The sequence below is a fragment of the Geovibrio thiophilus genome, assembly GCF_004087915.1.
In the GTDB taxonomy this organism is placed as follows: domain Bacteria; phylum Chrysiogenota; class Deferribacteres; order Deferribacterales; family Geovibrionaceae; genus Geovibrio; species Geovibrio thiophilus.
In genome coordinates this window covers 330,630-348,628 of sequence record NZ_CP035108.1, presented here as the reverse complement: position 1 = coordinate 348,628, position 17,999 = coordinate 330,630, and the positions used below count along the sequence as shown (strand labels likewise).

Here is a 17,999-nt window from a genome sequence, read left to right as displayed (position 1 = left end):
CATTGAAGTAATTTCTTGCTATTTTAAATTAAATCTGTATAAAAAGCTAAAGAAGACGATAACTTTATCATCAAAATATAAACTGAAATCTTATGAAAAAATATTTAGCAATTATACCCGCAATTTTTTTTGTTGTATCATGCGCAGGCAGCAAGCCCGCAGGTCCCAAGTACTCTTCCCTCGTGCAGGAGCCTGCCGCTGTGGAAGAGCCCGAAGAGCTGGACACTGAGGGCACAGTGCAGCTTGAAGCCTTCTCTCCGATATTCCTCACGGACGAAATATCGAAGAGAGAGCTTAACTACGGGCTGCTCCCCTCCAAGCCTCAGTTCCACTTTGACGACATAGGCGAAACCCGCTACGTTTACGATGTTATCCCTCTGGTGGAAGAGGACAGGTACGAGTACTACGTCAAACGCTTCACGCAGGACATCCCCAACGTTTTTCAGAACTGGCTTAACCGCTCAAATAAATATCTCTACATAGTTAAAGACATCCTCCGCAGGGAAGGAGTGCCGGACGAACTGGCTTATCTTCCCTTCACTGAAAGCGGCTTCAACGCCACTGCTATCTCCCGTGCGGGAGCAAGCGGCATGTGGCAGTTCATGAGGGGCACAGGCAAAAGCTACGATCTTAATGACAACTTCTGGGTCGACGAACGCAGAGACTTTGAGAAAGCGACAACCGCCGCCGCCAGACACCTTCGTGATCTCTATGAAGACCTCGGCGACTGGCATCTGGCTCTTGCCGCCTACAACGCCGGAATGGGTAAAATCATACGCGCTATCAGGATGTACGAATCCAGAGACTTCTACACTCTCGCGAAATACAGCTACCTCAAGCAGGAAACCAAGGACTATGTTCCCAAATATCTGGCACTGCGTCATATATTCTGCAACTATCAGGAGTTCGGCTTTGAAACCCCCGTGGAGACACCTCTCATATTCGACCGCCTCACGGTTGACAGGCAGGTGAACCTCTACGTAATCGCCAAACTCACAGGCACAAGCTACAGCGCCCTGAAAGAACTTAATCCCGAGCTCAAAACTCCCGTTACTCCTCCTGTGGGTTCATACACCATCAGAATCCCCTACGGAACTGCGGAAAGTGCAGGCACACAGATAGCTTCCATGTCTCAGGATGAGCTTCTGATGTATAAAATCTACAACGCCAAAAGAGGCGAAAAACTCGACAGTATCGCCAAGAAATACAGCGTCAGCGTAAACGATATAAAATCATCCAACGGTCTGCTCCACACTAAGCTTTACACAGACACACCTATATTCATACCGGTAAAAAAATACCACGACCCTGCCCTTGACAGGGAATTTGCGAAGGTTCTCAAGCCTTACAACCCTAAGGTGCATGTGGTCAGAAAGGGTGAAAACCTTTCAACCATCGCCCGCAAGTACGGTCTCGGACTAAACGAAGTCGTGGCTATGAACAAAGGAATTAAGCCCAGCAAAATACGCCCCGGGCAGAACATCATAGTTTCAGTGGACTACAAAAGAAGCGACAAAAGATATGTGGCTCAGAAAACCACATACAAGAAATACAACACAGCAGCAGCCAAGAAAAAACGTCATGTGGTTAAAAGCGGCGAGTCTCTCTGGGCGATAGCACAGAAATACGGGACAACCGTAAACGCCATCAAAAGAACCAACAAGCTCTCAGGCTCTCAGATCCTTCCGGGCAAGGTGCTGATAATCACGGATTAAAAACAAACTCTATTAGAACCATAAAACAATATCTCTTCCATCCATTGACACCGAAAAGATAATCATTTACAATTGCATATTGAGCGGAGGTTAAAATGAGATTCTTTTTTACTTTACTTTTATTTGTATACATCGCCCTCCCTGCTACTGCCGAGGATTTGAGCTTCGTAAAAAAAATGGGCATGAAGCCGAACAGCACTAACATGCTTGAAAATATCGATAATAACACAAGCAAAAGGCTCATTCAGGACATGCTTTTTGCCGACATAATAATGGAAATTGCCAAGAAATATCCTGAGGATGCCCGAATAATCATCAGCGGACAAATAGGCGATGACCATCAGAAAGATGCTGACGGAAAATACAAAACATGGTTTTTCATCGGCTCCTACATTTACGGTGATTATCTGCATTATAGATTCAGCGTCTCTGTGAAAGAGCCGTTCGGTCCGGGCAGTGAAAAATATGTGGAAATGTTTGAAGGAAAATTAAGATACGACAGAACAAAAGTTGATTACTCATCAGTAGTGAGTGAAACCGATGATAACTCTAATCTTGATTTAAAGTTCTGATATGCCAAGAGTAAATTTTAACTATGTAAAATGTACGCGATGCGGCAAATGTGTTCCTGTGTGTCCTCAAGAGATCATTAAGATGAACAGTAGCGGTTCTCCTTTTGCTTTTCCAGAGAATGACTGTTTATGCTGTGAAAAATGTGTTGCAGTTTGTCCAGTCAACGCAATTACGGTTGAATGTGATTAGGTTGCACGGCGCAGCCCCTTCCTTGGGGCTGTTCAGCTTTTCTGGCGCATTGCCTGTTTCATTAAAATAATCAGATCAAAGACCCGCTTAACGTCTTTTTCAGTCTCTTCCTGAGTACCGGAATTATTCACAACAAAATCAGCGTATTTCAGCTTTTCATCTATGGGCATCTGGGTGCGGATAATTTTCTCCGCTTCTTCCCTTGTGATATTATCACGGTTCATCAGCCTTCTGAGCTGTTCCTCAGGCTCGCAGTAAACAACAATCAGCCCGTCAAAGCGGGTGTATGCCCCGGTTTCCACACAGAGAGCCGCCTGTGTGAGGATGATCGCCCTGTCATCCTTCCCTTTTATTTCGCCCACAAGCTTGGCTTCCGTTTTCAGAATAGCCGGATGAACTATTCCTTCCAACCTTTTACGGGCGGCATCATCATTAAAAACAATCTTCCGCAGCGCCGTTCTGTCGATGTTCCCTTCGTTATCCACAACGTCCACACCGAAAGCGTCCACCACCATAGGATAAGCCAGCCCGCCCGGCGCCATCACCCTGCGGCTGAGTATATCCGTATCAACAGTGTAACAGCCCAGACGCTCGAACATCTTGGCGACTGTGGTTTTCCCGCCGGCTATGTTTCCTGTAAGTCCAAGATACATAATTAAACTCCGTATATTTTCCGCAGAAGGCGCACCTTGTCCTCCTCCGAAAGGGAGGAGAACAGAACGCAGAGTTCGTCCGGCCTATAGCCCCTGCATCCCCACGGTCTGTTTTCGTATATGCCGCATTGTCTGCCTGCCGTGAGATGCGCACAGGGCTCACCCGCTTTTTTGCCCAGCACGCTTATGTCAAAGGCGATGCAGCATGCGCCGCACATTACGCACTCTATTTTGTTATCAGGCTTCCCGCACATAATTACGCAGTATGCCTATGTTTTCCACCTCAACCTCGACAATGTCGCCGATCCTGACAGCTCCCACGCCCGGGGGTGTACCCGTGGCGATCACATCGCCGGGGAGAAGGGTCATCACTCCCGAAATAAATGATATGAGTGTCGGAATATCAAATATCATCATGTCCGTTGTCCCGTCCTGCTTCGTTTCGCCGTTTACCCTTGTTTTCACGGAGATTCCCCGCCATTTGAAATCGGTCTCAATAACCGGACCTAAGGGCGCGAAGGTATCGAAGCATTTCGCACGGGTGAATTTGTTTTCTTCCTTCTGAATATCTCTGGCGGTGAAATCGTTCATTATTGTATAACCGAGGATATACTCCTCCGCCTTTTCGGGTTTTACATTCTTACAATGCCTGCCGATAACCACGGCAAGCTCACCCTCATAATCCACCTGCCTTGAAGAGGGAGGATAAATGACGTCCCCCTCATGCGCAGAGAGACAGGTGGAAGGTTTTATGAATATCAGCGGAGTCGTAGGGACATCGTTCCCCAGCTCTTTTGCGTGTGCGGCATAATTTCTCGCAACGCAGACAATCTTGGAGGGAAGCACGGGAGGCAGGATCTCAACCTCACCAAGCTCATATGTTTCAGTGGTCACAACGAAATCCTCAAACATAGAACCCTGAATGCGCCTGATTCTGCCGTCGATAAGCGCTCCTTTTTTCTCAACCTTTCCTGTTCTGAATCTCAGCAGCTTCATCTATCCGCTCTCCGTAAGTATTTTTTATATAATTCTCAGCATCTTCTTTGTCTTTCAGCCTGCCGCTCACGAGGCGGAAGGAAGCGTCCCTTATTATCTCTCCCATCAGCTTTCCGGCGGGCACACCCATTTCCGACAGTGCTTTGCCGTCTATGAGGCTCTCATTATCAAACCGCATGAGGGCGAAGGCGGTGTTCAGCTTCGGCTTAAGTCCGCTGCCGCCGTTAACTGCGGTAAACATATCAGCGCCTAAAATCCAGTCCTCTTTATAAGTATAGATGTATTTCATAAGGTTATCCACGCTGTAATCCTGCATAGATTCAAGCATTGAATAAGCGCTTGCCGTATTTGCCGCACGCTTGGCAAGCTTCACCGGATAACACTGTCTGTCCATCACCTTAAGAGCCTCATTCCGGAAGCCGTATATGAAGGCGCTTGTCTTTACGAACAGATCATCCGCCGCCATACCTTCCAGAGCCTTAAGCAGGCGGGCTTCCTCAACGGCTGAGGTATCAGAGAACAAGCGGAGAACGCCGTCCTTCACAAGCTTAGTGAGAACAGACGCTGCGTGCGCTCCTTCGGCAAGCTTCTGCATCTCTGCGAATATGCGTTCGGCGGCAACAGTATTCAGCATATGTGCTTTAGCAGCCGCCAGCTCCGCCGTGTGTCCGTCTATCTCAAACCCGAGCTGTGAGGCGAACCTGTACATACGCAGAACACGAAGCGGATCATCATCAAACGCACTCTCATGCACGATACGGATCAATCCAGCACGTATGTCCGCGTCATCGCCTATCACCTCTCCGCCTGTTGACAGAGCAAGATTATTTACTGTGAAGTCTCTCTTTGAGAGATCTTCATAAATATCCGCTCCTCTGGGTGCGGAAACGTCGAACTCCAGTCCTCCCCGGGCGAGACGCACATTATCCTTGAAGGATACCGCAGCCGCCCGCAGCCTCTTAGCCAGACGAAAAGCGAACTTCTCATAGTCTGTGCCGAAGGGAACCATATCTATGTCTTTAATATGCCTCTCAAGGAGCATGTCACGCACGCAGCCGCCGACGAAGAATATCTCTGTCCCCTGTTCGGAAGCGGTCTGAGCAATTTTATCAATGAACGGAATCTTTTTGAGATCGGGCTTTAAAAGCAAAATACCTTCCCAAACGGCACGGAGCCGTTATTTATTGACGAAAGGGGTATAATTAAAATAAACTTATACCCGTATGAGAGTTTTAATTATATCCGATACCCACTCCGATTCAATAGAAAAACTCCCCGCCTCAGTTCTGGCAGAAGCAAAGGCGGCAGATGCTGTTCTGCACGCAGGGGACATAATCGGACTTACCCTCATATCAGAGCTGAGAGGCATAAATCCATCCACATACGCAGTACGCGGAAACATGGACTCCATGGTAACGGAGGAGCTTCTGCCCTCTAAAAGGATGCTTCAGTTCGACGGGGTGGCAATCGGGCTCATCCACGGGGAGGGAAGCCCCTTCGGGCTTGAGAACAGACTCCTTTACGAATTTGACGGCGCTGATATAATAGTATACGGGCATACCCATAAGCCTTTTTGGGGTAAAATCGGCGATGTCTATTTCCTCAACCCCGGCAGCCCCACGGCAAACAGATACCAGCCGCAGGGAACATACGCCCTCCTGTTCATAGAACACGGCAGATTCAGGGCGGAGATAAAACAGATCTAGGAGCAGACACAATGCGCATAGCCATCATAGGCGCAGGCAGCGCGGGCATAACCGCCGCCTATCATTTTCTTAAGGAAACGGGCATTCAGGTTGACCTTTACGAAAAAGGAAACGATATACACAGCAGACAGCGCAACGAAGTAATGTCCGGCTTCGGCGGAGCAGGTACATACTCCGACGGCAAACTGACACTCACAACTGAGTACGGCGGCTGGCTGACCGACTACATGAGCGAAAGAGAACTGGAAGTTCTCATAGAAGAGGCCGACGACATATGGAAAAACGTCAGCGGCGTTCTTGAGCTGGATTCCAAAAGCAACTACGAAGCCGTGAAGGATCTTGAGTATTCATGCAGCAGACAGAATCTTAAGCTCTACCCCGCCAAAATACGCCATCTCGGAACGGAAAACTGCCTGCTCTTCATCCGCAAAATGTATGAAATGTTCGGGCAGTCGCCTCATATAAAAATACACTGCAACAGTGAAGTGGTTGACCTCATTGTGGACGGTGACAGGGTCACAGGGCTGCGCACAACTGAAAACGGCGAAACCGTTGAACGTGAATATGACAAAATAATCGCCGCAGTGGGCAGGAGCGGCAACAGCTGGATGCAGGGGATAGTCCGCAAATACTCTCTCGGCTACGATCTTAACCCTGTTGACATAGGAGTAAGGGTTGAAGTTCCCCGTTCGGTTACGGATCACTTCACCAACCAGCTTTACGAATTTAAGATAAAATACTACACCAACGGTTTTGAGGACGAAGTGCGCACATTCTGCGTAAACCCCGGCGGCTTTGTGGCGATCGAGCGCAACAAAGACAACCTGCTCACCGTCAACGGGCACAGCTACAAAAACCGCAAGAGCGACAATACCAACTTCGCCCTGCTGGTCTCCACCAAGTTCACCGAACCCTTTGATGAGCCGTTGAAATACGGCGAATACATAGCACGTCTGGCAAATATGCTTGCGGGCGGCGACAATATCATTATCCAACGCTACGGCGACCTCACCAGAGGCAGACGCTCAACGAAGAAGCGCATTGAGAAAAACTTTGTTCACCCCACGCTTCCGGACGCTATGCCCGGCGACCTTTCGTTTGTTCTCCCCTACCGTTACATAAGCGACCTGACGGAGACCATCGAACGCCTGAATACCGTAATGCCCGGCATGAGCGATCCCAACACACTCCTTTACGGCGTGGAGGTTAAGTTTTATTCCGTAAGGCTCAAGGTGGACGGAAAAATGAGATCTGCCAACCTTGAAAACCTCTACTGCGTGGGCGACGGCGCGGGACTGACCAGAGGAATAATTCAGGCATCCGTATCAGGGCTTATCGCCGCTAAGGACATACTGGGGGAATAGAGAGATGAATTCCGCAACATTAAACAGGCTGAAAACACTTAGTAAAAATACAGGGAAGAAGGCTTCATGATAATAGGCTGCACCGGCAGCACAGCAAGAGGTGACGATACTTATGCGAGTGATATTGACCTTGTTTATGAAATTGATAACCCGAAAGAATTTACCGCCCGCAACGGAGGCTTCGGCGCTTTCAGCCGCATTGCGGAAATACGCTCTGAGCTTGAAAATGCTCTCAACAATAAAGTAGATCTGATCGCAAGAAATTCACTCAACGAGATCGGCAGAAAATATATTCTGAAGGATATGAAATATGTCGACTAAGGGAGATGCGGCGAGGGCTGAGTTTATACTAAAAATGATCTCTAATATGAAGAGATTATAATCAGGCACGGAAGCACAGAATCAGCACTTGATGACGAAGTTGAAGGCAGACCCGCAATCCTTATGTCTCTCCATCAGATTGGAGAAACATTAAGCAAAATCAACCCTGAGCTTATTGACAGATTCGATCTTTCAACAGAAACCAAGGGCTCTTCCGGTTGAAGAAATTTTATCGCACACGATTAGCTGGGAGTGGATCTTAAAATTGTTGAAAGCGTAATCAAGAAATTCATCCCCGAACTGAAACGCAAAGTCAGAGAACTTTATACTTCAACAGAAGATAAACTTTAATCTACAATCTATTACATCGAATTATAAAACTTCGGCAAAGAATCTCACCCTCTGCTGCCTACAAAATGGTTTATATACCCGTTTTCAGGTTTTACATTTTCCCATACAGCGTCCTTAAGCAGCTCGCCTATTTCCGCCATCTGCTTGTCCACTGACGGGGCATTAACCATAGAGGACTTCAAAAGACTGTACGAGTGCGATAATTGTTTGGTATAAAAGTCTGTTTTTTCGCTGTCACTCATCCCGGCAGTCGTCTCGGCAGACCATACAGGCATTCTGTCTGTGGCATGTTCACGGGCATAACGATACATAAACGGGTCATTATTCTTAACTGCAAGAAGCAGGTTCTGGGTCAGTCCGGCGGGAGCGTCCGCCAGCCTGCCTTTGTAATCGCCTAGTTCCCATGTGTCTCCCTGAATGATCTGGCTGGTGATGTTCAATCCCTGCACCTTCAGGCGTGCCTGAGTGAAGCTTTCATTCCTCACGGCATTGCCTTCATCGTCCTTGATAAAGCCGCCGTTTTCATCGGTAAGGAACATATCTTTCCAAATATCAGAAGGGGTATCGTAAATCTTCACCCCGCCGTCTTCGCCGTAGGTCTTCATTCCGGCTTCAAGTCCGGCTTTTTTGTATGATGCTTCATAAAAATAAGCGTCAACATCGGAAACTTTCAGCTCACGCAGCACGTCAGCATCATTGATGCCCATCTCCATGCCGAGCTTCACAGTCAGTCCCCACGAAAGGTCATCAATATTTTCATCCTTTTTGTCGACGGATTTGCCGAGTTCGATAAGGCTGTTGATATAATCAGCGTCAATAACTGAGGAAGAATCCTGCACAGTCTGCGCAGGGTCACTTTTACGCACTGCATTGATTTCTGAGGAAAGTTTTTTTGCAACACCGGATAAATCAATTCTGTCTGCTGTGCTCTGCTCTTTCCGCTCAGTTCCGGTAATACGAATTTCAGGTGCTCCGGCAGACTTTGAACCGGTTAGATTTATGTTTGACATATCAATGCGCAGACTGTCCATCAGCAAACCTCTCTAATGGACAATCGTCCGAAACTCATAATTCTTGAGACCCCTATTTCAACTGTTCCTAAAAAATCGCCTTCGTGACGATATTTTCCAGAGAATTCGGTCCTTCTATTTTTATAATTCTGTCTCCGCCGAGAACCACAACGGGAGGATTTATTATTCCGTATTTCGGCGGTACAGGCTCTTCGGAGGTGTCAATGAGACGCACCTCAACCTTTGCGCCGTAACGGTATCTTATATCTTCCGCGAGTTCAGGCGTCTTTTTATCGGTTTCGCCGTCATAGAATATTTCGATAAGCATAGCATCCTCCCTGAGCTTTAAACCAAACCCCATTATAACGGGCATATGATAAATATATATCCCCTTCATACAGTTTGCCAAGTGAATCTGTCTGCGGACACGTCTGATTGACTATTATGTTATGCTGTAGTATGGTTGGGTGTTGGAAAGTCAGGCAATATTTCTGCGCTTGCTCGGGGATTCTCCGGCTTACAGCGCAGATTGACACTGCCGGACTGGCGGGGAATCAGAAAACTATCAGTTATCTGATTTTAAAATCCCCCTCCTGTCCCCCTTTGCTAAGGGGGAAGCTGCTGCGGACAAAGGCAGAACACCCCTCTTTATGAAAGAGGGGCGGGGGGAGATTTAAAAAGTATTTGCGCCGTGTGAAACGAAGGCAGGTTTACCCTGCCGCGAGTGTATACATCAATCCGGCAGGACGCGCGGATTGATGAAAATAAGAAAACTATCAGGAATCTTCCGGCGTTAATACCGGATAACATAAATACAGCCCCATGGATGGGGCTGCGCCGTGCGAAACGAAGGCAGGTTTACCCTGCCGCGAGTGTATACATCAATCCGGCAGGACGCGCGGATTGATGAAATGAAATACGAGGTTTTCATGCTTAAAAAATATCTTCTTGCGCCGGGTCCCACACCTGTTCCTGAAACTGTTCTGCTTGAGATGGCACGTCCTATTATCCACCACAGGACATCGGAATTCTCGGCAATTTTTGATAATGTCCGCAGACGCCTTCCCGAAGTATTCGGAACAAAAGAGGAAGTCCTCATGCTGGCGGGCAGCGGTACGGCAGCGATGGAAGCGGCTATAATCAATACTGTAAACATCGGCGAAAAGGTTCTGATAATAGACGCGGGCAAGTTCGGTCAGCGCTGGGGCGATATATGCAGGGCTTTCGGCATGGATGTCCACAAGATAGAGCTTGAGTGGGGTTCCTCCGTCAAGCCCGAAGCTGTGGAAGAATTCCTCCGTGCAAACCCTGATACCAAAGGCGTTTTTGTACAGGGGAGCGAAACATCCACTACAGCCTGCCACCCTATTAAGGAGCTGGCGGAAGTTATAAGAAAATATGACGACACCCTCTTCATAGTAGACGGCATCACGTCGGTGGGCGTTTACGACACCCGCATGGATGAATGGGGAATAGATGTTCTTGTCACAGGCTCGCAGAAAGCGTTCATGCTCCCTCCCGGGCTTGCGCTTATAGCGCTCAGCCGGAAGGCGTGGGCAAGAACCCAGAAAGTAAAAAACCCCAGATACTACCTTAATCTCGCTAAAGAACTTAAAGCGCATAAGGACTCCACCACAGCATACACCCCCGCCATTTCTCTTATTATCGGTCTGGACAAAGTTCTGGATATGATGTTTGAGGAGGGGCTGGAAAATGTGTACGCAAGGCACGAAATAAACGGACAGGCGACAAGAGCGGCAGTTCAGGCGCTTGGTTTCAGGCTTCTCGCCAAGGACATGCCCGCCAACTCCGCCACCGGCTTCTATCTGCCCGAAGGGTTTGAAGGAGGCAAGTTCATCAAGTTCATGCGTGAGAAAGTCGGCGTAACCTACGCAGGCGGACAGGATCACCTGAAAGGCAAAATAATGCGCATCTCGACCCTCGGCTACCATGACGCATTCGACACCATAATAGGCATAAGCGCCCTTGAGATGGGTCTGCGCAAATTCGGCGTGGAAGTTGAGCTCGGCAGCGGAGTGAGAGCCGCCGAAACGATCCTTGAAGACTACATCGGGAAATGATGATGAAAAAAAATATGCTCGCTTCCGCCGTTACAAATATGGCTCCCCTGCGTTCCAAAAAGCTGAACGAGATAGAATCGGCACTCAGGGATGTTCTCAGTGCCTATGGCTGCATTGAGATCTTCCTGCCGATATACGACTATTATGACATGCTCTCCGGAACCACGCAGGGGTTCAGCGATGAGCACATCATCCGCTTCATAGACCGCAACACGGGCAAATCCCTTGTTCTGCGTCCGGACTTCACCCCGCAGGTGTGCAGATATGCCGCCAATTACATGAATAACTATCCTCTGCCTATCCGCCTCGGCTACAGGGGCAGAGTGTTCAGAAATGTAAACATGGACAAGGGAATAAAATCCGAAAAGACACAGGTAGGGTGCGAGCTTTTCGGTCTGGAGGAAATGACGGGTGATATTGAGCTGCTCCTCATAGCCGAAAGAGGCATAAAGGCTCTCAACCTCAGCGGACACAGATATGTCATAGGTGACATGAAGTTCAACTCGGAGCTTCTTAAGCTGGCAGGTGATCTGCGGGAAGAGTTTCTCAGGGCGCTTTCTGCCAAAAATCTTGACCGCATGAAGCAGGTAATCGATTCGTCCGCCATGGATGACAAAACAAAAAAATTCCTTAAGTCGATCCCCTTCGCATACGGCGGGAGAGAGGTCTTAAAAGAACTTTATGAATCCTCACCGAATGACGAGATCGGGGCAAGAGTTTCATATATTGAAAAATTTTTTGACAGACTCGTTGAAATGGGTATAGATGAAAAGGCTTTGGTGTTTGACGCATCGGAGTGTAAAGGGTACGATTACTATACGGGACTCACATTTGAAATCCTTCACGGAGGCATAGGCTCCAAAATAGGCACAGGCGGCAGGTATGACAACCTCGCCGGAAAGTTTGACTTTAATGTGCCTGCCTGCGGAATGGCATTTTACGTGGAAGAGATTATAAATGTGGATAAACCCTCCGAAGTTAAGGTCTCCTTCGATTATATGACGGGTGATCAGGCTCAGGCGGAGAAGCTGAGAACCGAAGGTAAAACGGTTCTCTATGTGGAAAATAATGAAAACAGAGATAAATTTCTCGAATTTTACGAAATAGGACAAATCCTTTAATTTGCGAGGTTGAAATGAGCTGTACTGTAGTTCTCGGCGCCCAGTGGGGTGATGAAGGGAAAGGTAAAATTGTCGATATTCTCACGGAGAAGGCGGATGTGGTTGCCCGCTATTCCGGCGGACACAACGCCGGTCACACAGTGGTCATCGGCGGCGTGAAATACGTCCTTCACCTTATCCCCTCAGGCATTATGCACGGAGAAAAAATCAACATCATCGGCAACGGTGTTGTAATAGATCCGAAAGCGCTCCTTGACGAGATGAACGATCTCAAAACAAAAGGCGTTACCTTCGGCAAAGGCTTTTACATAAGCAAAAGAGCCCATGTTATCTTCCCCTTTCACGGCATAATAGACCGTCTGAGAGAGGAGATTAAGGGCAGTAAAAAAATCGGCACCACAGGCAGGGGAATTGGTCCCACTTATGCCGAAAAAGCAGCAAGAAACGGTATCCGCATATGCGACCTTTTCGATAAGGAAGTCTTCCGTGAGAAGCTGGAGCAGAACGTTAAGGAGGCGAACTTCCTCCTTGAGCAGAAATACAGCTCCGACAAGCTTGATGTGGACGCCATATATGAGGAATACCTCGGTTACGCGGAGCAGATTCGCCCTTTCATAGCTGAAACGGAATACCTCCTTAACGAGCTTTATGATTCCGGCAAAAAAGTGATGATGGAAGGCGCTCAGGGCTCACTCCTTGACGTTGACTTCGGTACATACCCTTTTGTCACATCCAGCAGCTCAACAGCGGGCGGCGCATGCACAGGAACGGGGCTTTCACCCGTTAAAATAAATAAAATTGTCGGCGTTCTCAAAGCCTACACCACAAGAGTGGGCGGAGGACCCTTCCCCACAGAGCTTTTTGACGAAGACGGTGAAAGACTCCGCAAAGTCGGCAACGAATACGGCGCCACCACGGGCAGACCCCGCAGATGCGGCTGGCAGGATCTCGTGGCTGTTAAATACGGCGTAATAGTGAACGGCATCACGCATATAGCCCTCACCAAGCTTGACGTTCTCACCGGAATGCCCAAGCTGAAAGTATGCGTCGGCTACAAAATAAACGGCGAAGTGACAGCGGTTTTCCCTCCTGAAATCAAAAATCTGGAGACATGCGAACCTGTTTATGAAGTTTTTGACGGCTGGAACGAAGACATATCGAAAATCCAGAATTATGACGAACTGCCCAAAAACGCAAAAGCTTATCTGGACTTTATAAAAAAATTCCTAGGCATAAGCTATTGCCTCGTATCAGTCGGTACGGACAGAAAAGAAACCATGCTGATTGAGGATGTATTTTAACCTTTTAACCTGATAAAATAAAATGGACGCCGTTTCCTGAACCGGAGACGGCTCAGACAGATGAGATTGCTTCACTTCGCATGTAATAACAGTAAGTTATGTTACTGCTGGAAGCAAAGCGGCGTGGCAGTCTCAGCTTTTTGCGCCTTTGTCAACAACCTCTGCCGTCTCTCTAACCGGAGACGGTTTTTTCCCTCTGAATATAACTTTTTTTCTTCACATTTTTTTCGTGACAGAAGCCGAAGTTTAATGTAGATTAGTCCTTCAAGTTCAGTGTTTTCGGTGGTTTCAAAAGCTGAAGAAAGTCCCCCGAAAATAATTGAAATTTTTTAAAAAAAGTCGTTGACAAAGATTAGCGGATTTTGTTATAACCCAATTCCCGCTTGTGAAAAATGCACTTGCGAGCAGAGAGAGCCATTAGCTCAGTCGGTAGAGCAACTGCCTTTTAAGCAGTGGGTCGTTGGTTCAAGTCCAACATGGCTCATTTTGTCCCTTTCGTCTAGCCCGGCCTAGGACACCGCCCTTTCACGGCGGCGACAGGGGTTCGAATCCCCTAAGGGACGCTTAGATAAATTAAAATTCCCGGGCGGTTAGCTCAGCTGGGAGAGCATCGGCCTTACAAGCCGAGGGTCGCAGGTTCGATCCCTGCACCGCCCACTCCACAAACCAATGGGGGCGTAGTTCAGTTGGTTAGAACGCTGGCCTGTCACGCCAGAGGTCGAGGGTTCGAGCCCCTTCGTCCCCGCTTTTAAAACCTAAGAAAGCCAACCACATATGTGGTTGGCTTTCTTTTTGGCACATTTCATTATATTAATCTCTGTCAAAAAAATCGGCACAAGATAAAAAACAACAGGCAGCCCCTAAAGATGGGCAGTTATGGCAATAATAGTGTTGATTTCTTCCTTATCAAGTCCATAGAGAAGCGGCTCCCTTTTTCCGCGCAGTTTTTTGACTGAAATGATGCAGCGGCTTGCCGCACTTTACCTCCTCCGATTTGCTGCCGCCAAAATTAAGGTGTACATACCGGGCTTCAGTACTTAGATTTTATATAAGAGTCGGCATGTATAAACCGGCACTGACGGAAGGAGGTTTTTATGCGGTACTTTCTTTTAATAATCACCTGCCTGTTGTGGAGCGTATCTTGGACAGAGGCTCAGAACTTCCCATCCAGCGCCGGTTCCCTGCGGGTTTCGACTGTCGTATCCGGATTGGAGCATCCTTGGGGCTTGGCTTTTCTGCCGGACGGCAGAATTCTGATTACTGAACGATCCGGCAGGCTGCGGCTGGTTTCCCGTGAGGGGGTTCTTTCCGCACCTCTGCGCGGTCTGCCGCCGATCTATGTTCAGGGGCAGGGAGGATTGCTGGATGTTCTTGCAGATCCGCAGTTTGCCCGGCGTCCTTTGATCTATTTCTCATTCTCAGAGGAAAGAAACGGTCTGATCGGCACGGCGGTTGCCGAAGCAGAACTAAAGGGCGAGTCACTGGAAAATGTTCGGGTGATCTTCCGTCAGCAGCCTAAGGTTACCGGTAACAATCACTGGGGTTCCCGTCTGGTAATGGCTCGTGACGGCACACTCTTTATCACTCTGGGGGAACGGTTTGATCACAGCAGACAGGCACAGGAGCTTAACAGTCATTTAGGCAAGGTTGTACGTATCCAGACGGACGGCTCTCCCGCTCAAGGAAATCCCTTTATCCTCAGTGCAGGCGCCTTACCTGAGATCTGGTCATACGGACACCGCAATGTTCAGGGCGCAACACTGGATCCCGCCACAGGTAAGCTATGGACAATCGAACACGGTCCGAAAGGCGGCGATGAAGTTAACATCACAGAAGCGGGAGTCAACTACGGCTGGCCGGAAGCCAGTTACGGTTCCCATTATACGGGCTTACCCATTCCGGATGCGCATGCCTCGCGCGGCTTCCGTGAACCGCTCTATTACTGGAATCCCTCAATAGCTCCCAGCGGACTGATGTTTTACTCAGGGGACATGTTTCCGGCGTGGAAAGGAAATCTGTTCACTGGAGCACTCGCGGGAAAATCCCTGATACGACTGACCTTGGCAGAGGGAAAAATTGCAGGAGAAGAACGCCTGCTCAAGGAACTGGGAGAACGCATCAGGGATGTTCGTCAGGGACCGGACGGGCGGATTTATCTGCTTACCGATAACAAAAACGGACGCCTTCTGCGGCTGGAAGCCGCCTCACAGTCTCAGGCAGCGGAATAAGGGTATTGACTTAACTCCGTAAGATAAGATGCTGATTATATAAACCTTTTTGTCTGTGCGTACAAAAAAAGACCTGCCCGAATGAGCAGGTCTTCGATGCTTTTAGTGTGCTTATCAGATAACTAATCCGCATCTCTTACGCAGCGGATGTTGTAAATATGGGTTTTAACGTAGTTCCTGTCGTTGCCGTCATAAAAGTTTATGAACCATGCGCCCTGTGAATCAAGGGCAAAGGTTGTCGATGACCAGTAATAGGTATTTGCAGTATGCTCAAACGCTGGATCAATGGACTGATCACCTCTTTCATAGTCAACGATAGACTTGAGCTCCTTTATGTTCGGCATACGCCAGTCTGCGTATCCGCCAAGCTCAAGAGCTTCGCAGTAGATCAGAGCCGCGCTCCAGCCGTAAGTCAGCGAACCCGCTTCAGCATCATCCTGCCACATAAGCAGAGTTACGGAATCTGTGACAGTTTCATTGTCTGCATCCCTTGTAAAAACCCCTTTGCCCATCTCTTTCCCACGGACACAACGGATATTTTTCAGAGCTGATTTGTCGGAAGCATTGACACTATAGTTGCTTCCGCCATCCTGAAACCTCACGCTCCAGCCGAAGCTATTTTCGACTGCATTGTCTCCGGTTGTCCAGTAGGGCTCCGAAGCCGCATTCTGAAACACGGGATTCAGCGCGAGCGAGTATCTTCCGAAGTCGACGAGACTTTCAAGCTCAAGAATATTCGGCAGACGCCAATCAGTGTGGTTGTCCAGCTCAAGAGCCTCACAATAAGCAGGTGCGGTAAACCAGTCTTCGGTTATCGACACTGCTTCAGCGTCATCCTGCCACATCAGACCGGTGATGTTGTCTGTCACGATATTCCCTGTTCTGCTGTAGCCCATTTCTAAGCCTTTTGAGTAATAAGAATCATCATAATCGACATAATCGGCAGTCTGCCCCGTCTTAATCACTTTGGCAGTGACGGTTATGCTGAATCCGTCCAGTGAATCCGTTCCGCCGTGACCGTCACTGACACTGATCACTACTCCCTCGTACACTCCCGCATCGTTTTTCTTCGGCGAACCTGTCAGCGCGCCTGTGGTGGTGCTGAAGCTTGCCCAGTCAGGCATATTCTGAATGCTGAAAGTCAGGTTATGCGCATCGGGATCGCTTGCCGCGGGTAAAAAGCTGTAGACTGCCTCAACAGCGGAAACCGAAGCCGACGGAGTTCCGCTTATTGACGGCGGCGAATTCAGAAAATTCACCGTGACCGTAAACGGCGCAAGCGAGACAGGATCACTCCTGCCGTCAGTCACGCTTATCACGATGCTGCCTGTTGTCCCTGTGTCTGCGTTTGTGGGTGTGCCGGAAAGATTGCCCGTGGCCGTGCTGAAATCCAGCCACGAAGGTTTGCCTGCAATGTCGAAGACAAGAGAGTCCATATCGGCATCGGATGCCGCGGGAGTGAAAGAGTAGGCACTGCCCGCAGTTATTGATGTCTGGGGTGTCCCGAAAATTACAGGCGGAGTGTTCGCAGCCTCAACGGTAATGCTGAACGGGGGCAGAGAATCAAAGCCTCCGTTACCGTCTGACACTGTGATTGTTATTCCGCTGCTGATGCCGGCAGATTCCGGCGTGCCCGAGAGAGCGCCTGTGGAGTCGTCAAACTCCGCCCAGTCAGGCTTGTTTAAGATGTTGAAAATGAGGGTATCGTTATCAGCGTCAAATTTGTTAGGAACAAAGAAATAGCTGCCCCCTGTCGTAATTCCGGTCATGGGTGTTCCGCTTATCTGCGGAGCGCTGTTCGCCGGTGCTGTCCCTTCACCGCCGATTTTCAGTCCGTTTGAAGAGCCCGACTGATTATCGCTCCTTTCCCATACTCCTGTGATGCTGCCGGAGTCTATTTCAAAATCAAAGGAGATAACCACATCCCCAAGATCTGAAACAAATGAGCGCCGAACGGCAGCATTTGCCGCCTCGCCCGCTGCTCCTGTTACTGATACCTTTCCGTCCGGTTCCGCACTGCCCGTAAGTGCATAAGAATACACATTGTCCTCGGCTATACCTGTTATATTTCCGCCCGAATTAACAGTAAAGCTCCACGCGCCTGATACTGAAGAGTTTGAATAAACTCCGGCGTAGTAGCCTTTGTACGGATTAGCGGTTTCCTTGCTGCTGTCGCCGCCGCATCCGTATAAGCCCATCACGAGGACAAGTGCCAAAAGTCGGAAGATTCCTGACACCTTACGCTCCAGAACTCGTAATAAATTATCTTAACACTGTTAATCATCGGTTTCATCAATAAACAGCAACTGATTTTCATTTCTGTCAATTAAAACGAAAACGGCTTTGCTTATTTTTCTCTTGTCAAAGAAGCGGGATAATCTAATATATTC

17 protein-coding genes and 4 tRNA genes are annotated in these 17,999 nt (G+C 48.6%); 14 read left to right on the top strand and 7 right to left on the bottom strand.

Annotated features, from left to right (window positions below; translation table 11 throughout):
• Positions 1-92: 92 nt before the first annotated feature.
• The 3 genes from EP073_RS01610 (at position 93) to EP073_RS14165 (ending at position 2,477) form a co-directional block, all read left to right on the top strand.
• Positions 93-1,715 carry a LysM peptidoglycan-binding domain-containing protein gene (locus tag EP073_RS01610; RefSeq protein ID WP_128465426.1) on the top strand — a complete coding sequence of 541 codons (1,623 nt, stop codon included), beginning with the start codon at positions 93-95 and terminating at the stop codon, positions 1,713-1,715.
• A 95-nt stretch (positions 1,716-1,810) separates the two neighbouring features.
• Positions 1,811-2,287 (top strand): hypothetical protein, encoded by a 477-nt coding sequence (locus EP073_RS01605; RefSeq protein ID WP_128465425.1) that lies wholly within the window; start codon positions 1,811-1,813, stop codon positions 2,285-2,287.
• A gap of 1 nt (position 2,288) precedes the next feature.
• Positions 2,289-2,477, top strand: a complete 189-nt coding sequence (locus EP073_RS14165) for an ATP-binding protein (protein ID WP_128465424.1) — start codon at positions 2,289-2,291, stop codon at positions 2,475-2,477.
• 32 nt (positions 2,478-2,509) lie between these two features.
• Here EP073_RS14165 and coaE read toward each other — a convergent pair whose 3' ends face one another.
• From coaE to EP073_RS01580, 4 genes are read right to left on the bottom strand one after another with little or no spacing between them, the layout of a single operon-like run.
• Positions 2,510-3,130: a dephospho-CoA kinase gene (gene coaE, locus EP073_RS01595; protein WP_128465423.1), complete on the bottom strand. Its 621-nt coding sequence runs from the start codon at positions 3,128-3,130 to the stop codon at positions 2,510-2,512.
• Positions 3,131-3,132: 2 nt separating this feature from the next.
• The gene (locus EP073_RS01590; RefSeq protein ID WP_128465422.1) at positions 3,133-3,384 is read right to left on the bottom strand and encodes a YkgJ family cysteine cluster protein; all 252 of its coding nucleotides are present in this window, start codon (positions 3,382-3,384) and stop codon (positions 3,133-3,135) included.
• Positions 3,368-4,126 carry a fumarylacetoacetate hydrolase family protein gene (locus tag EP073_RS01585; RefSeq protein ID WP_128465421.1) on the bottom strand — a complete coding sequence of 253 codons (759 nt, stop codon included), beginning with the start codon at positions 4,124-4,126 and terminating at the stop codon, positions 3,368-3,370. Before EP073_RS01585 ends, EP073_RS01590 begins: the two co-directional genes overlap by 17 nt.
• Positions 4,092-5,276, bottom strand: a complete 1,185-nt coding sequence (locus EP073_RS01580; protein ID WP_128465420.1) for a tRNA nucleotidyltransferase/poly(A) polymerase-related protein — start codon at positions 5,274-5,276, stop codon at positions 4,092-4,094. The genes EP073_RS01585 and EP073_RS01580 overlap by 35 nt, the downstream gene beginning before the upstream one ends.
• Before the next feature lie 73 nt (positions 5,277-5,349).
• Here EP073_RS01580 and EP073_RS01575 point away from each other — a divergent pair, with 73 nt between their 5' ends.
• From EP073_RS01575 to EP073_RS01565, 3 genes are all read left to right on the top strand, one after another.
• Complete coding sequence (locus EP073_RS01575; RefSeq protein WP_128465419.1) at positions 5,350-5,832, top strand: metallophosphoesterase family protein; 483 nt, start codon at positions 5,350-5,352, stop codon at positions 5,830-5,832.
• Positions 5,833-5,843: 11 nt separating this feature from the next.
• Positions 5,844-7,196 (top strand): NAD(P)/FAD-dependent oxidoreductase, encoded by a 1,353-nt coding sequence (locus EP073_RS01570; RefSeq protein ID WP_128465418.1) that lies wholly within the window; start codon positions 5,844-5,846, stop codon positions 7,194-7,196.
• A 66-nt stretch (positions 7,197-7,262) separates the two neighbouring features.
• Positions 7,263-7,517: a nucleotidyltransferase family protein gene (locus EP073_RS01565; RefSeq protein ID WP_128465417.1), complete on the top strand. Its 255-nt coding sequence runs from the start codon at positions 7,263-7,265 to the stop codon at positions 7,515-7,517.
• Positions 7,518-7,912: 395 nt separating this feature from the next.
• Here the strand turns inward: EP073_RS01565 and EP073_RS01560 are convergent, their stop codons facing one another.
• Complete coding sequence (locus EP073_RS01560; RefSeq protein ID WP_128465416.1) at positions 7,913-8,899, bottom strand: hypothetical protein; 987 nt, start codon at positions 8,897-8,899, stop codon at positions 7,913-7,915.
• Between the two features lie 67 nt (positions 8,900-8,966).
• Positions 8,967-9,206 (bottom strand): hypothetical protein, encoded by a 240-nt coding sequence (locus EP073_RS01555; RefSeq protein WP_128465415.1) that lies wholly within the window; start codon positions 9,204-9,206, stop codon positions 8,967-8,969.
• A 583-nt stretch (positions 9,207-9,789) separates the two neighbouring features.
• On the opposite strand from EP073_RS01555, the gene EP073_RS01550 reads away from it, so the two are divergent.
• From EP073_RS01550 to EP073_RS01515, 8 genes are all read left to right on the top strand, one after another.
• Positions 9,790-10,959, top strand: coding sequence for a pyridoxal-phosphate-dependent aminotransferase family protein (locus EP073_RS01550; protein WP_241654026.1), 1,170 nt, complete (start codon positions 9,790-9,792; stop codon positions 10,957-10,959).
• Entirely contained in the window at positions 10,956-12,080 is a 1,125-nt protein-coding gene (locus tag EP073_RS01545; RefSeq protein WP_128465414.1) for an ATP phosphoribosyltransferase regulatory subunit, read from the top strand. The genes EP073_RS01550 and EP073_RS01545 overlap by 4 nt, the downstream gene beginning before the upstream one ends.
• Before the next feature lie 14 nt (positions 12,081-12,094).
• Positions 12,095-13,381, top strand: coding sequence for an adenylosuccinate synthase (locus tag EP073_RS01540; RefSeq protein ID WP_128465413.1), 1,287 nt, complete (start codon positions 12,095-12,097; stop codon positions 13,379-13,381).
• Between the two features lie 411 nt (positions 13,382-13,792).
• Positions 13,793-13,865, top strand: a tRNA-Lys gene (locus EP073_RS01535).
• Between the two features lie 4 nt (positions 13,866-13,869).
• Positions 13,870-13,944, top strand: a tRNA-Glu gene (locus EP073_RS01530).
• Positions 13,945-13,965: 21 nt separating this feature from the next.
• Positions 13,966-14,038: transfer RNA gene (locus tag EP073_RS01525), tRNA-Val, on the top strand.
• Positions 14,039-14,052: 14 nt separating this feature from the next.
• A tRNA-Asp gene (locus EP073_RS01520) sits at positions 14,053-14,126 on the top strand.
• Between the two features lie 349 nt (positions 14,127-14,475).
• Positions 14,476-15,609 (top strand): PQQ-dependent sugar dehydrogenase, encoded by a 1,134-nt coding sequence (locus EP073_RS01515; RefSeq protein ID WP_128465412.1) that lies wholly within the window; start codon positions 14,476-14,478, stop codon positions 15,607-15,609.
• A 122-nt stretch (positions 15,610-15,731) separates the two neighbouring features.
• On the opposite strand, the gene EP073_RS01510 is transcribed toward EP073_RS01515, so the two are convergent.
• Entirely contained in the window at positions 15,732-17,825 is a 2,094-nt protein-coding gene (locus EP073_RS01510; protein WP_128465411.1) for an Lcl C-terminal domain-containing protein, read from the bottom strand.
• Between the last annotated feature and the right edge of the window lie 174 nt (positions 17,826-17,999).